General features: G+C 74.5%; 15 protein-coding genes. 9 read left to right on the top strand and 6 right to left on the bottom strand.

Annotation, left to right across the window (positions count from 1 at the left end):
- The first annotated feature begins 16 nt into the window (after nt 1-16).
- From VGL20_09635 to VGL20_09625, 3 genes are all read left to right on the top strand, one after another.
- Nucleotides 17-553 (top strand): hypothetical protein, encoded by a 537-nt coding sequence (locus VGL20_09635; protein ID HEY2703939.1) that lies wholly within the window; start codon nt 17-19, stop codon nt 551-553.
- 64 nt (nt 554-617) lie between these two features.
- Nucleotides 618-1997 carry a nicotinate phosphoribosyltransferase gene (locus VGL20_09630; GenBank protein ID HEY2703938.1) on the top strand — a complete coding sequence of 460 codons (1380 nt, stop codon included), beginning with the start codon at nt 618-620 and terminating at the stop codon, nt 1995-1997.
- Nucleotide 1998: 1 nt separating this feature from the next.
- Complete coding sequence (locus tag VGL20_09625) at nt 1999-2568, top strand: isochorismatase family protein (GenBank protein HEY2703937.1); 570 nt, start codon at nt 1999-2001, stop codon at nt 2566-2568.
- On the opposite strand, the gene VGL20_09620 is transcribed toward VGL20_09625, so the two are convergent.
- Nucleotides 2556-3338 (bottom strand): aquaporin, encoded by a 783-nt coding sequence (locus VGL20_09620; protein HEY2703936.1) that lies wholly within the window; start codon nt 3336-3338, stop codon nt 2556-2558. The two genes, VGL20_09625 and VGL20_09620, sit on opposite strands and share 13 nt — an antisense overlap.
- Nucleotides 3339-3515: 177 nt before the next feature.
- On the opposite strand from VGL20_09620, the gene VGL20_09615 reads away from it, so the two are divergent.
- Complete coding sequence (locus tag VGL20_09615) at nt 3516-4964, top strand: hypothetical protein (GenBank protein ID HEY2703935.1); 1449 nt, start codon at nt 3516-3518, stop codon at nt 4962-4964.
- Here VGL20_09615 and VGL20_09610 read toward each other — a convergent pair.
- Both VGL20_09610 and VGL20_09605 read right to left on the bottom strand, forming a co-directional pair.
- Nucleotides 4859-5977, bottom strand: coding sequence for an NAD(P)-dependent oxidoreductase (locus VGL20_09610; protein ID HEY2703934.1), 1119 nt, complete (start codon nt 5975-5977; stop codon nt 4859-4861). The genes VGL20_09615 and VGL20_09610 overlap by 106 nt on opposite strands.
- Nucleotides 5974-6462 carry an Rrf2 family transcriptional regulator gene (locus tag VGL20_09605; GenBank protein HEY2703933.1) on the bottom strand — a complete coding sequence of 163 codons (489 nt, stop codon included), beginning with the start codon at nt 6460-6462 and terminating at the stop codon, nt 5974-5976. The genes VGL20_09610 and VGL20_09605 overlap by 4 nt, the downstream gene beginning before the upstream one ends.
- Before the next feature lie 20 nt (nt 6463-6482).
- Between VGL20_09605 and VGL20_09600 the strand changes: the two genes are divergently transcribed.
- Nucleotides 6483-6809: a hypothetical protein gene (locus VGL20_09600; protein ID HEY2703932.1), complete on the top strand. Its 327-nt coding sequence runs from the start codon at nt 6483-6485 to the stop codon at nt 6807-6809.
- Nucleotides 6810-6858: 49 nt separating this feature from the next.
- On the opposite strand, the gene VGL20_09595 is transcribed toward VGL20_09600, so the two are convergent.
- Nucleotides 6859-8433, bottom strand: a complete 1575-nt coding sequence (locus VGL20_09595) for an FAD-binding oxidoreductase (protein ID HEY2703931.1) — start codon at nt 8431-8433, stop codon at nt 6859-6861.
- A gap of 80 nt (nt 8434-8513) precedes the next feature.
- Here VGL20_09595 and VGL20_09590 point away from each other — a divergent pair, with 80 nt between their 5' ends.
- The 4 genes from VGL20_09590 to VGL20_09575 are packed head-to-tail and all read left to right on the top strand — an operon-like array spanning nt 8514 to nt 10406.
- Nucleotides 8514-9290 (top strand): class II aldolase/adducin family protein, encoded by a 777-nt coding sequence (locus tag VGL20_09590; protein ID HEY2703930.1) that lies wholly within the window; start codon nt 8514-8516, stop codon nt 9288-9290.
- On the top strand, nt 9290-9619 hold the full coding sequence (locus VGL20_09585) for a 4a-hydroxytetrahydrobiopterin dehydratase (GenBank protein HEY2703929.1): 330 nt from the start codon (nt 9290-9292) through the stop codon (nt 9617-9619). Before VGL20_09590 ends, VGL20_09585 begins: the two co-directional genes overlap by 1 nt.
- A 36-nt stretch (nt 9620-9655) precedes the next feature.
- Nucleotides 9656-9922 (top strand): cupin, encoded by a 267-nt coding sequence (locus VGL20_09580; GenBank protein HEY2703928.1) that lies wholly within the window; start codon nt 9656-9658, stop codon nt 9920-9922.
- A 19-nt stretch (nt 9923-9941) separates the two neighbouring features.
- Nucleotides 9942-10406: a hypothetical protein gene (locus VGL20_09575; GenBank protein ID HEY2703927.1), complete on the top strand. Its 465-nt coding sequence runs from the start codon at nt 9942-9944 to the stop codon at nt 10404-10406.
- A 63-nt stretch (nt 10407-10469) separates the two neighbouring features.
- Here VGL20_09575 and typA read toward each other — a convergent pair whose 3' ends face one another.
- The gene (gene typA, locus VGL20_09570) at nt 10470-12308 is read right to left on the bottom strand and encodes a translational GTPase TypA (protein HEY2703926.1); all 1839 of its coding nucleotides are present in this window, start codon (nt 12306-12308) and stop codon (nt 10470-10472) included.
- 81 nt (nt 12309-12389) lie between these two features.
- A complete protein-coding gene (locus VGL20_09565; protein HEY2703925.1) occupies nt 12390-13490 on the bottom strand; it encodes a trypsin-like peptidase domain-containing protein in 1101 nt (366 codons plus the stop codon).
- Nucleotides 13491-13678 lie beyond the last annotated feature (188 nt).

The following is a 13678-nucleotide window of genomic DNA, read 5'->3' as shown; positions in this document are numbered from 1 at the left end:
AGGAGAGAGCACCCTCATGCGCCGTCCCCGCCCCCGCCCCGCCGCCGCCGGCCTCGCCGCCGTCGCCGCCGCCGTCCTGCTCGGTGGGTGCGGCACCGTCTCCCCCGCGGCCGCGACCCGGTCGCCCTCCCCGGTGGCCACGGTCACGCCCTCGGGGCCGGCGGCGCCGGGGTCCACCGCCGCCGCGACCGCCGCCCCGGTCGACCGCCCGAGCCCGCCGCCCGCCTCCCGCGTCGCCGGCGAGGCTGACGATGGTGGAACCGTGTCGCTGCGCACCGGCGGCACCCTCACGGTGGTGCTGCACTCGACCTACTGGCAGTACGACCCGCCCTCCGACGCCTCGGTGCTGCGCTCCGCGGGCGACCCCGTGTACGCGCCGGACCGGCCCGGCAGCTGCGTCCCGGGCGGTGGCTGCGGCACCGTGACCGCGAGGTACCAGGCGCTGCGCCCGGGGCGGGCGGTGGTGTCCGCACATCGCACCAGCTGCGGCGAGGCGATGCGTTGCACCGGAAATGCCGGCCGCTTCACCGTGACCGTGATGGTCTCCGGCTGAGACGTCCCGGCCGGGGACGGGTGATAGCCTCTGCGCTGAACGTCCCTCCCGCTGGGGAGCGCCTGTGACCGAGACCCGGCCGCTGCCCCTGTCCGACGCCGGCTACGGGCTGCACTGCGACCAGTACGAGCTCACCATGGCGCAGGCGTTCCTCCACGCCGGCCTGAACGGCGAGGCGACCTTCGAGCTGTTCGTCCGCAGCCTCCCCCGCCACCGCGGCTACCTGGTGGCCGCCGGCCTCGAGCAGGCGCTCGCCTACCTCGAGGGGCTGCGCTTCGAGCCCGTCGAGCTGGAGTGGATGGCCCGGCAGGGCATCTACGGGGACGACTTCCTCGAGCATCTCTCGGAGCTCGGCTTCACCGGCCGGGTGGAGGCGATCGCCGAGGGCACCGTGGTCGGCGCCGAGGTGCCGCTGCTGCGGGTCACCGCCCCGCGGGTCGAGGCCACCCTGGCCGAGTCGGCGCTGCTCGCCATCGTCAACCACCAGACGATGATCGCCAGCAAGGCGGCGCGGATCGTCGACGCCGCCGCCGGCCGGCCGGTGTGGGATTTCTCGCTGCGCCGCCTCCACGGCCCCGACGCCGCCCTCGGGGTGGCCCGGGCGGCCTACATCGCCGGCGCCGCGGGCACGGCGACGGCGGTGGCGGGCCGGCGCCTCGGCATCCCCACCACCGGGACCATGGCCCACCACTACGTCCTCGCCTTCGGGCCCGAGGGCGAGCGCGCCGCCTTCGAGTCGTTCCTCGGCGAGTACCCCGGGCTCGCGGTGCTGCTCGTCGACACCTACGACACCGAGCGCGGCGTGGCCAACGCGATCGCCGCGTCGATCGCGACCGGGGTGTCCCTCGCCGGCATCCGGATCGACTCCGGCGACCTCGCCGAGCATGCGGCGACGGCACGGGTGATGCTCGACGCGGCGGGGATGCGGTCGTGCCGGATCATCGCCTCCAACGACCTCGACGAGTACCGCATCGAGGCCCTGGTGCGGGGCGGCGCGCCCGTCGACGCCTTCGGGGTGGGGACCATGCTCGGCACCTCCGCCGACGCGCCCTCGCTCGGCGGGGTCTACAAGCTGGTGGCCCAGCGCGAGGCGGGGGTCGACCGGCCGGTGATGAAGCTGAGCGCCGCCAAGCACACCGACCCCGGCGTCCACCAGGTCTTCCGCGACCCCGGTCACGGCGACGTCGTCGGCCTCGCCGACGAGAGCCTTCCCGGCCGGCCGCTGCTCCGCCGGGTGATGGAGGCGGGGCGCACCTGCGTCGCGCTGCCCCCGCTCGACCTGGTTCGCGCCCACTGCCTCGCCGAGCGGGAGTCGCTGCCCGCGGCGGTGCGGCGGATCGACGATCCCCAGCCCTGGCCGGTGCGGCGCAGCCCCCGGCTGCTGGCGCTGCGCGCCAGCCTCGGCGAGGAGGGCGGCATCGCCCAGCGGGGGAGGATCGCGTGACGTGAGCCGTGCACTTCTGGTCGTCGATGTCCAGAACGACTTCTGCGAGGGGGGATCGCTGGCGGTGCCCGGCGGGGCCGCCGCGGCGGCGGCGATCACCGGCCACGTCGCCGCCCACCGCGGCGGGTACGCGCTGGTGGTGACCACCCGGGACTGGCACGTCGACCCCGCCGGGCACTTCGCCGCCGCCGGCGCCGACCCCGACTATCGCGGCACCTGGCCGGTGCACTGCGTGGCCGGCAGCACCGGTGCCGAGTACCACCCCGGGCTCCGCGTCGACGCCGACGTCGAGGTGCTCAAGGGCGAGCACGCCGCCGCCTACTCGGGCTTCGAGGGCACCGCGGCGGACGGTCGCGGCCTCGATGCGGTGCTGCGCGCCCACGGGGTCGACGCCGTCGACGTCTGCGGCATCGCCACCGAGTACTGCGTCCGCGAGACCGCGATGTCGGCGGCGCGCCTGGGCTTCGCCACCCGGGTGCTGCAGCGCCTCTGCGCCGGCCTCGGCGAGGCCGGGGTGGCCGCCACCGTGACCGCGCTGACCGCCGCCGGGGTCGAGGTTCAGGCTGGCTGATCACCCTGGGCGGCGCCGGCGGCCACCGGGTCACCGCCGGGTCCGCGCAGGATCAGCGCGCACCCCAGCGCCAGGGCGAGCCCGAGCAGGGGGCCGGCCAGGTAGACCCAGGTGTGACCCAGGTCGCCCCGGACGATCGCGGGCGCGAGCGAGCGCGCCGGGTTCATCGACGCGCCGCTGACCGGGCTCGACCAGAGCCCGGCGAGGGCGATGTACCCGCCGACGGCGATGGCGGAGAGGTGCCCGACGTTCTGCGCACCGGAGGCGGTGCCGAGGATGGTGCTGATCAGCCCGGCGGTGAGGATCGCCTCCATCAGCATCGCCTGGACATCGGTGATGCCCGGACCGGGCACGGTCGCACCGAGGCTGGCGCGGTGGCCGAGGAGCGCCCAGAGCACCAGGCAGGCGAGCACCGCGCCCACCGCCTGGCCGGCGACGTACCCGGGGACGCGCCTCCAGGGGAACTCGCGCCGCAGGGCGAAGGCGAGGGTGACGGTCGGGTTGAGGTGAGCGCCCCCGACCCGCCCCATGAACAGGATCACCGCCATCACCATGAGGGCCGGCGCCGTCACCTCCGCGGTGCGGCCGATCGTCGCCGCGGTCGCGCTCCTGACCGGCCCCGGCCCGGCGGCGACCAGGACCAGGAGGAAGGTGCCGAGGACCTCGGAGAAGAGCCGGCGCCACTCGTGGGACGGGGCGTGGAAGTCGTCCAGCCACGGCTGCGGGGGGGCCGGCAGCGAGCCCGTGCGGGTCGCCTCGAGCACGGCCACGATCCCCCTCCTCTGTGCACCTTCCCGTATAGCCTCAGCATCATACTTTGTTAACGCGATCCGCAGGTGCGCCGCCTCCCGCCGGGGCGTCCCCCGCCGCCGTGACGGGTCGCCCATAATGGGCGCCGACCGGCTGCGGCCGGGAGGGAAGGGAACGTCCGGCAGGAGGACGGTGTCGTGACGGTGCGACGGCTGCGCTCGCGGCGCGGTGCGCTGCGGATGCTGATCGTGATGGCGCTGCTGGCGATGGCGGCATCGATGGCCCCGGCGGCTGCGCCGGTCTCGGCGGCGGCGCCGGCGCTCGACGCGGCGGTGCGGGCCACCCTCGACGAGATCGACGCTCACGGGTTCAACCCGGCGACCGGCGGGCTCTTCATCAACTGGTCGGTCGACGACCCGGCCCGCTCCAACCTCCCCGACGGCAGCCCGGCACGCCGCGACGAGCTCACCGACCTGCGCGACGTGCTGAACATGGTCTGGTACCAGCGACGCCACCCCGGCGACCACTCCCAGGCGGCGGCGCTGGCCCGGCTGACCGCGCCGCTTCGGGCCAAGGTCGTCCACTACTCCTCGGACAAGGGCTGGGTGTACTGGCAGTTCCTGCAGCTCGCCGGGCTCACCGGCGACGCCTTCTGGACACAGCGGGCCCAGGCCTTCGCCGGCCACCTCAACGGCATCGTCGACCCCGCCGCGGGGGTGGTGCACGGCCATGTCTCCGCCGCCGGCCACCAGCCCGCGTGCGCCGACGGCTACCGGGTCGACCACGACCTCGAGGGCGGTCTCGCCCTGGTCGACGCGGGGATGCGCTTCGGCGATCCGGGCTGGGTCGCGGTGGGGATGCGCGAGGCGCTCACCGTGGTCTCCCAGGCCTACGACACCACCTACCACCTCTTCAACCACACCGTGTGCGGCGGTGTCCCCGCCGACCGCGAGGCGAAGGTGGGTGAGCAGGCCGACGAGGTGCTGGCGCTGCTCGACACCGGCGACGCCACCGGGATCCCCGTCCTCACCGCCCTGGCCACCCAGATGCTCGACGGCCTGGTCGCCAACTCCACCAGGCTCCACGACACCGGCGCCGGCGGCTTCTTCTTCGAGTTCGACCTGGGCACGCAGCAGGTGAGCAGCAGCTACAAGGAGGTCCGCCAGCTCACCCTGCTCACCGCGCTGCACCGGGCGAACGCGCTGCAGGGAGGGCGCTACGCCGGGCTCGAGGCGGAGATGACCGGGGTGGCGCTGCGGATGCAGCACCGGACCCCGCTCACCGGCTACCCGTACCGCGAGACCGCCGGATACGACTTCTACCGCGGCGAGCGCCACATCACCACCGAGGCCGCGGGGATCGCCGCCGAGGCGCTGCAGAGCGTCCTCGACACCGCGCCAGCGGCGGGGCCGCTCGCGCCCCCGCCGCTGCCGTCACTCCCCCTGGCCGCGGCGACGGCGGCGCCGTCGGTCCCGACCGCGCCGCGGTCGCGCCTCCTCCCCGCGGTCCCGCCGGTGACGCTCTCGCGCGCCGCGACGGGTCAGGCGCCCGCCGCCTCCCCGCCGACCGCCGGTCCGGCGCCCTCGCCACCCGACGGTCTGCCCGCCCGGCTGTCCGCGCTCTGCGGCGCGCTCCGCCTCTGCTGATCCCCGCTCCGGGCGAGCACCAGCACCACCAGTGGCGCCAGCACCGAGAGCCCCCCGAGCAGGCCCCGGACGGCCCGCCGCCGGGGTGAGGCGGCCGGGGCCTGCTCGACGGCGGCCGCGACCTCGGGCCACCCCTCGCGCACGCTGGGCCGCCGCGGCGCCCAGCCGGAGGCCTCCCGAAAGCGGCGGTTCGAGACCCGCTGCGAACGGATCATCACCGCGCCCCGCGAGCCGAGCACGGTGGCCGCCGCCCGCGGCGCCATCCGCGGGGTGCGGATGCCGAGGGCGCCCGCCATGGTGGCGACGAACTCGGCGCGGCGAACCGGGTCGTCGTCGACGACGTTGTAGACGCCGGCGGGCATCCCCAGCGCGGCCACCACCGCCGCGCCGGCGTCGTCGGTGTGGATCGAGGAGACGAACCCGCTCGGGCCCATGAACGGCGTCACTCCCCGCCGCGCCAGCCGCACCATGTCGGCGGTCATGTGGCCGCTGTCGGCGCCGTAGAACATGCCGAAGCGCAGCACCACGCCGGCGCCGCCCGCGTCGGTGAAGCGCCGCGCCGACGCCTCGGCGTCGGCGGTGCTGCTCGCGTACGCGGGGAGGTCGAGAGCGGTGTCCTCGTCGATCCACCCGTCGCCGAGGTCGCGGTAGAAGAACGCCACCGACTCCTGCACGTAGCGGGTGGCGCCGGCGGCGAGGGCGGCGTCGACCAGGTTGCGCGAGAGCTCGCGGCGGATGCGGTCGTTCTCCCCCCAGGAGCCGGGCAGCGCCGCCCTCGCCATGCTCGGGATGTGGGTGGCAAGGTTGACCACCGCCTCGTGACCGGCCACCGCGGTGCCCACCGCGGCCGGATCGAAGAGGTCGACGATCACCGCGGTGGCGCCGAGCGAGCGCAGCAGCGCGGCCCTCTCCTCGCTGCGGGCGGCGGCGGTCACGCGGTGCCCCGCCCCGACCATCAGCCGCACCGCGGGCCGGCCGGCGACGCCGGTGGCACCGGCGACGAACACCTTCATCGGAGCACCTCCATGAACCATGCCCCGGCCCTCTGGACCGCCCGGGGCGGGACGCTGCTCGCCAGGTCGGCGAGGATGTCGGCGAGGGTGGTGGCCTGGAGCTCGGCTCGCCATGCCTGCTCGGCGCGCTGCATCGCGCGGGCGATCCCGCAGGCGCGGGTGTACTGACGGTCGGGGAGCGCCGCCGGTCCGCGGCGGCGGATCTCGGTGCAGCGGAATGCGGGAGCGCTGCCGTCGACGGCGGCGACCACGTCCCAGAGGCTGATCTCGGCCGGCGGCCGCGCCAGCCGGTAGCCGCCCCGCTGCCCCGGCTCGGTGGTCACGATGCCCGCCCGGCTCAGCGCCTGGAGGTGCTTGGCCAGGTAGGCGGCGGGCACCCCGTGGAACTCGGCGAGGCGGCCCGCCGGAAGCGCCGTCCCCTCCGGCAGCGCGGCCAGGACGGTGCAGCAGTGGATCCCCCACTCCACCCCATCGGAGAGCTTCATGATCCGGATATTAGATATCCGTGATCGTCGCGTCAACCCGGGTGCGGCGCGGTGACCGTCGGGGGGGCGTCAGCCTCGGAGACAGCGGCAGCGGCTGGAGCCACGCGGTCATGACCCTCTCGCCGGGAATCCCCGGCGACTCCGGGAGCGCCTACCTCGACGCCCAGGGACGTGCCCTCGGAGTGCTCAGCACCCTCCAGCTGGCCCCGCTACCGGCCAGCAACGGTGTCGGCGACCTCGCCCACGAGCTCGACTACCTCCATGCCCACTCCGCGTTCACCGGCCTGCAGCTGGCCCTGGGGACGGAGAGGTTCGCGGCCAGTCCCGTGGCCGGCCTCGGGCTGTAGAGCGCGGCGCGAGCGGCCGCGGAACGGCCGGGAACCGCCACCCATCCGGTCACACCAGCACTCCCGGGTTGAGGATCCAGGCCGGGTCCCACGCCGCCTTCACCGTGGCCAGCCCCTCGGCGAACAGCGCCGGCACCTGACGGTCGTACCAGGGGCGGTGGTCGCGGCCGACCGCGTGGTGGTGGGTGATCGTCCCGCCGGCGCCGAGGATGGCCTCGGTCGCCGCCGCCTTGACCGCGGCCCACTGCGCCCGCTGGTCGCCGTGCCGGCTGCGAGCGATCACGGTGAAGTACGGGGCGCACCCGTCCGGATAGACGTGGGTCAGCCGGCAGGTGACCAGCCCGGCCCCGCACACCTCCGCCACCGCCGCGCCGGCGCGCTCCGACACCGCCCGCCAGAGCTCCTCGAAGCGGTCCCAGGTCACCGCGGTCTCGAAGGTCTCCACGATGTGCCCCAGCCGTGCGACCGCGTCGCGCACGTAGGGCAGCCGCACGAAGGCCGACCGCCACGCATCCCCGGTCCCGGCGCCGGACTCCTCCCGCACCGCCTCCGCGACCCCGCCCGCGTCGGCGCAGAGCTCCAGGCCGCGGGCGAGGGCGGCGTCCACGGGATGGTCGGCGGACTCGAAGCCGAGCATCAGCAGGCAGGCGGAGCCGTCGCCCACCCGGTTGATCATCGCCTCGGTGGCGTCGATCAGCCGGCAGCTGGCGGGGAGCAGCCCGCTCCGGCCCAGCGCCATGGCCGCGGCGGAGCCGCCGGGCATGTCGGGGAAGCGGACCGTGGCCCGGGCGCGGAAGCGGGGGCGCTCGACCAGCCGCAGCCACGCCTCGGTGATCACCGCCAGCGCCCCCTCGGAGCCGAGCAGGAGGCGGTCGGGGCTGGGCCCCGCGCCCGATGCGGGCAGCCGCCTCGTCTCCAGCGTCCCCCGCGGGGTCACCGCCCGCATCCCCTCGACCCGGTCGTCGACGTGGGTGTGCAGGGTGGAGTGGTGGCCTGCCGACCGGGTCGCCAGCCAGCCGCCGACCGAGGCGAACTCGTACGACTGGGGCTGGTGGCGCATGGTCAGGCCCAGGGGGCGGAGCGCCTCCTCGAGCGCCGGGCCCAGCACCCCCGCCTGGACCCGTGCCGCCCGCGACACGGTGTCGACGTCGAGCACCCGGTCGAGGCCGGTGAGGTCGACGCTCACCGCTCCGGCGTAGGCGTCGCCGACCCGGGGGGTGACCCCGCCGACGACGCTGGTGCCCCCACCGTACGGGATCGCGGCGACCCCGGCGGCGGTGCACCACTCCAGGACCGCGGCCACCTCGCCCTCGTCGCCGGGGCGCAGCACCCAGTCGCAGGCGGCGTCGAGGTCGCCCTCGAGCATCGCCACCACGTCGAGGAACGACTGGCCGTGGCTGTGCACCGCCCGGGCCCGGTCGGTGCCGTCGGCGAGGCCGGCGAGGGCTGCGGGCACGGCGATCCGCGGCGGCGGCAGGCCCAGCGCCTCGGGGTCGGGGGCCTCCCGCGGCCGCCCGGGGTCGCCGAGGACGGCGGCGAGCATGCCGGCGAGCCGGTCGAGCTCGTCGCCGGCGACGGCGGCGTCCTCCCATCCCCAGCCCCACCAGGAGCGCCGCCGGGTCACCGGGGCGCGGCCGCCGAGGCCGTCGCTCGCGGCTGCGGCCGTACACTGGAGACGTCGCAGCGCCCTCCGGAGGTCGAGACATGGCACAAGCGCTCCGTCGGGAGCTGACCATCCCCACGCCCCCGTCGTTCGCGTCGGTCGAGGAGGAGCGCCTGCATCGCAAGCAGCGGCTCGCCGCGGCCTTCCGGATGTTCTCGAAGTGCGGCTTCGACGAGGGGGTGGCGGGGCACATCACGGCTCGCGATCCGGAGCTGACCGATCACTTCTGGGTGAATCCCTTCGGGATGCACTTCGGCCAGATCAGGGTCTCCGACCTGCTCCTCGTCAACGACAGGGGCGAGGTGGTCGAGGGTGGCCGGGCGGTCAACGCCGCCGCCTTCGCGATCCACTCCCAGGTCCACAGGGCCCGTCCCGACGTGATCGCCGCCGCCCATGCCCACTCCCTGTATGGGAAGTCGTGGTCGTCGCTGGGCCGGCTGCTCGACCCCATCACCCAGGACGCCTGCGCCTTCTACGGCGATCATGCCCTCTTCGACGACTACACCGGCGTGGTCCTCGACCTCGAGGAGGGGCGGCGGATCAGCACGGCGCTGGGAAGCCGCAAGGCGGTGATCCTCCGCAACCACGGCCTGCTGACCGTCGGCCAGTCGGTGGACGAGGCGGCCTGGTGGTTCCTCACCATGGAGCGCTCCTGCCAGGCCCAGCTGCTCGCCGAGGCGGCGGGGTCGCCGGTGCTCATCGATGAGGCCTCCGCCGAGCTGACCGCCTCGCAGGTGGGGTCGCGGATCGCGGGATGGTTCTCGTTCCAGCCGATCTGGGACCGCATCACCCGCGAGCAGCCCGACCTCTTCGAGTAATGCCGCTCGCCAGGGAGCACTGCGAGGCCTGCACCGGCTCGACCCCGACGGTGACCGGGCCGGAGCTCCAGGAGCTGTACGGGCAGCTCTCCTCGGAGTGGGAGGTCGACGGTGAGGTCCGGCTGCGGCGGCGGCTGCGCTTCCGTGACTTCGCCGCCGCCTTCGCCACCGCCACCCGGGTGGCGCTGATCGCCGAGGGCGAGGGGCACCATCCCGACATGGGGGTGGGCTGGGGCCGGCTGGAGATCGAGCTCACCACCCACGCGGTGAAGGGGCTCACCCGCAACGACTTCATCCTGGCCGCCAAGGTGGACGCCGCCCTGGCCTGAGGGCGGCCGCCGGGTGGGTGCTGTACATTCCCCCGGGTGATCGAGCGCCTCGAGGCCTCGCCGGCGCCGGAGCAGACGCTGCGCGCCGCCGGTCTGCACCCCTCGCCGTGGTCGGCGGGGGGCGGGGCGGTGTTCGGTCGTCACCGCCATCCCCGTCCCAAGCGTCTCTTCGTGGTCGAGGGGACGATCAGCTTCGACGGCCTGCCGCTGGCCACCGGTGAGGGCATCCGCATCCCCGCCGGGGTCGAGCACTCGGCGGTGGCCGGCGACGGCGGGGTGCGCTGCGTCGAGGCCTTCGAGTGAGCTCAGAGGAGGGGCCGTCATGACCACCACCGATCCGCCGCAGATCACTCCGAAGCACGCCGCCGTCGACGCCGAGGTGCGCGCCGCCCCGGCTCTCCACAGGCCACGCCTGGAGCTGTCGAAGCATCACCGGGGCACCGGCTTCCTCGACCGCACCGCCAACGTCGTCAACGTCATCGTCGGCTCGATGTGGGTGTTCGTCGGCGTCACCGTCGGCATCGTGGTGTGGCTCTTCGCGGGGAACATCGTCGGCTTCGACAGGACTCCCTGGCCGCTGCTGCTCACCATCCTCAACCTGCCCCAGCTGTCGATCATGATCTCGCTGCAGGTGAGCGCCAACCTGGCGCAGCGCACCGCCGACGCCCGTGCCCTCGCCGACCACCAGACCCTGATCGCGCTGCACGAGCTGAGCAGGCAGCAGCTCGGCATCCTCGAGGGTCAGAACCAGGTGCTCGACCTGCTGCGCAAGCAGGTCCCCTCCTGAGCGAACCAGGTCACGGGGTGCGGCGGCGCAGCGTCACCGCGCCGCCGCCGGCGAGCGGTGCGCTCAGGTCCTCGCCAGCTCGCGCTTGCGCATCTGGATCCGCTGGTCGGCGTTGAGCACCCGCTTGCGCAGCCGCAGGTTCGCCGGGGTCACCTCGACGAGCTCGTCGTCCTCCAGGAAGTCGAGCGACTCCTCGAGGGACATCCGCCGCGGCGGCACCAGCTTGACGGTCATGTCCTCGTTCGAGCTGCGGATGTTGGTCTTCTGCTTCTGCTTGGTGACGTTGACGGCGAGGTCGCCGGGGCGGCGGTTGAGCCCCACGATCATGCCCTCGTAGACCGGCGTCGTCGGCTCGATGAACGGGGTGCCGCGCTCCTGCAGCGAGAGCAGGCCGTAGGCGACCGCCATGCCGTCCTGGCTGGCGGTGAGGACGCCGTTGCGCACCGTGCGCGGCAGCTGTCGCCAGCGCTCCCAGCCGAGCACCCGGGTGGCCATCACCCCGGTTCCGCGGGTGAGGGTGAGGATGCTGCTGCGCAGCCCGATCAGCGCGCGGGTGGGCGCGTGGTAGGTGACCCGCACCCCGCCGCCGGCGTCGGTGCGCATCGACTGCAGCTGCGCGCCGCGGTTGCCCAGCGCCTCGGTGACCGCGCCGACGTGGTCCTGGTGGGTGTCGATGACGCACTCCTCGACCGGCTCGAGGCTGTGTCCGTCCTCCTCGCGGGTGATCACCTGCGGGCGTGAGACCTCGAACTCGTAGCCCTCGCGCCGCATCGTCTCGATGAGCACCGCGAGGTGCAGCTCGCCGCGGCCGCTCACCTCGAAGACGTCGGCGGTGACCCCGTCGGCGACGCGCAGCGCCACGTTGGTCTGCAGCTCGCGGGCGAGCCGGGCCCGCAGCTGCCGCGAGGTGCTGCTGACGGTCGCCTCGCGGCCGGCGAAGGGCGACTGGTTGACGCTGAACTGCATCCGCAGGGTCGGCTCGCCGACCTCGAGACGGGGCAGCGCCTCGGGCGCGTCGGCGTCGGCCACGGTGTCGCCGATCGCCGCCTCGGCCAGCCCGGTGACGAGTACGATCTCGCCCGCCGCGGCCTCCTCGACGGGCAGCCGCTCCAGCGCCTCGACCGCGAGCAGGCCGGCGATGCGCAGCCGCGGGCCGGTGCCGTCGGCGCTGCAGACCACCACCGACTGGCCCACCCGGAGCCGTCCCCGGTGGACCCTGCCGATGGCGAGACGTCCCTGGTAGGTGTCGTGGTCGAGCGCCGAGACCAGCATCTGCAGCGGGCCCTCGGCGTCGCCCCGGGGCGGGGGCACGTGCTCGAGCATCGCGTCGAAGAGCGGCTCGAGGGTGACCCCGGGGATGCGCAGATCGGCGGTGGCGGTGCCCTCCCGCCCGTTGGTGTAGATCACCGGCGCGTCGAGCTGGGCGGCGTCGGTGGCGAGCTCGAGGAGCAGGTCGTGGGTGGCCTCGACCGCCTCGTCGGGCCGCGCGTTGGCGCGATCCAGCTTGTTGACGACGATGATCGGGCGCAGCCCCAGGGCCAGCGCCTGGCGGAGCACCACCCGGGTCTGCGGCATCGGTCCCTCGGCGGCGTCGACGAGCAGCAGGCAGCCGTCGGCCATGCCCAGCACCCGCTCGACCTCGCCGCCGAAGTCGGCGTGCCCGGGGGTGTCGATGATGTTCAGCTTCACCCCCTTGTAGCGCACCGAGGTGTTCTTCGCGAGGATGGTGATGCCCTTCTCGCGCTCGAGGTCGTTGCTGTCCATGATCAGCGTGCCGATCTGCTCGTGGGCGGCGAAGACGCGCGACTGCTTGAGCATCGAGTCGACCAGCGTGGTCTTGCCGTGGTCGACGTGGGCGATGATGGCGACGTTGCGGAGGTCGAGGCGGGGGAGGAGGGTCACCGCCGCATCGTACAGGGGTTGGCCGAACCGCACCGGGGCGGCGGGCTGCCCGCCGCCCCGGTGGTCCGTGACACTGGCTGGTTACTGGCCCTTGGGGCGCTCGGTCAGGGTCGCCTGCAGCTTCATCGTGTCGTTCCCGCGGCGCACCGTGAAGGTCACCGAGTCGCCCACGTGATACTGCTGGATCAGACCGCCGAGGGTCTGGCCGTTGTCGATGGTGCTGCCGTTCACCGCCATCAGCACGTCGCCGGTGTGGAAGCCCGCGCTCGCGGCGGGGGTGCCGTCGACCACCTTGGTGACCAGCACCCCGGGCCCGGTGTACGGCTGCCCGCTCTCGGTGGCGTCGATCGCGGTGAGGTAGGAGATCCCCAGGAAGGGATGCTTCACCGCCTGGTGGGCGATCAGCGCCTGGGCGACGTTCTGGGCGACGTCGCTGGGGATGCTGAAGCCGATGCGGCTGGTGTTCCCGGCGACGGCGACGTTGATGCCGATGATCCGCCCCTGCATGTCGGCGAGCGGGCCGCCGCTGTTCCCGGGGTTGATGGAGGCGTCGGTCTGGAGCACGTCCTGGAGGGTCTCGGCGGAGGTCGAGGTGCCCGAGCCCGCCTGGATGGTGCGGTGGAGGGCGCTGACCACGCCGACCGTGACCGAGCCGTCGTTGCCCAGCGGGCTGCCGATGGCGACCACCTGCTGGCCCACCTTGAGGTCGGCCGACTTGCCGAACACCGCCTGCGGCAGGCCGGTGTCGGGCACCGAGATCACCGCGAGGTCGTCGAAGGCGTCGGTGCCGACCACGGTGGCCTTGAGGTTCTTGCCGCCGGGCATCACCAGGTCGAGCGACTTGGCGCCGTCGACGACGTGGTTGTTGGTGATCAGGAAGCTGCTGGTGCTGTCGTGGGCGATGACCACGCCGCTGCCGAGGGCGGCGCTGCCGGTGGTGGCGGTGGTCTGCTTGGCGATGATCGTGCCCACCGCGGGGCCGAGGCTCTGGGCGACCCGCACCGCGTCACCGCCGCCGCCGCTGGCGGTGGAGGGCTGGTCGTTGACCAGGATGTTGGCGGTGCGCGACGTGGTGTCGTTGTGGGCGAAGCCGGCGCCCACCAGCGCCCCGGCGACGACCCCGACGGCGAGCATCAGGGCGCCGACCACGAGCAGGGGTCGCCGGGACCCGCCGCCGGACACCGACGGGCTCCCTCCGGGAGGGGGCGGATTGCCCCACCCGGCCGGCAGGGCGGGAGCCGACCATCCCGGCGTGGCGCCGCCGGAGACGGGCGGCCCTGCCGGGGGCGGGGTCATGGGACCTGGGGGCGGGGGAGGGGGCACCGCCGCGGCCGGCGGGGGCGCCGCCGGCCACGGGGGCATGGATGGGG

It is taken from the genome of Candidatus Dormiibacterota bacterium (assembly GCA_036495095.1).
Classification (GTDB): Bacteria; Chloroflexota; Dormibacteria; order Aeolococcales; family Aeolococcaceae; genus CF-96.
The sequence above is the reverse complement of the archived record's forward strand: the minus strand, read 5'-3'. Positions and strand labels throughout refer to the sequence as shown.

Coding starts and splice junctions, on each gene's coding strand:
- VGL20_09635 (HEY2703939.1), top strand. CDS start 17: ATGCGCCGTCCCCGCCCCCGCCCCGCCGCCGCCGGCCTCGCCGCCGTC.
- VGL20_09610 (HEY2703934.1), bottom strand. CDS start 5,977: ATGAAGGTGTTCGTCGCCGGTGCCACCGGCGTCGCCGGCCGGCCCGCG.
- VGL20_09605 (HEY2703933.1), bottom strand. CDS start 6,462: ATGAAGCTCTCCGATGGGGTGGAGTGGGGGATCCACTGCTGCACCGTC.
- VGL20_09590 (HEY2703930.1), top strand. CDS start 8,514: ATGGCACAAGCGCTCCGTCGGGAGCTGACCATCCCCACGCCCCCGTCG.
- VGL20_09585 (HEY2703929.1), top strand. CDS start 9,290: ATGCCGCTCGCCAGGGAGCACTGCGAGGCCTGCACCGGCTCGACCCCG.
- VGL20_09575 (HEY2703927.1), top strand. CDS start 9,942: ATGACCACCACCGATCCGCCGCAGATCACTCCGAAGCACGCCGCCGTC.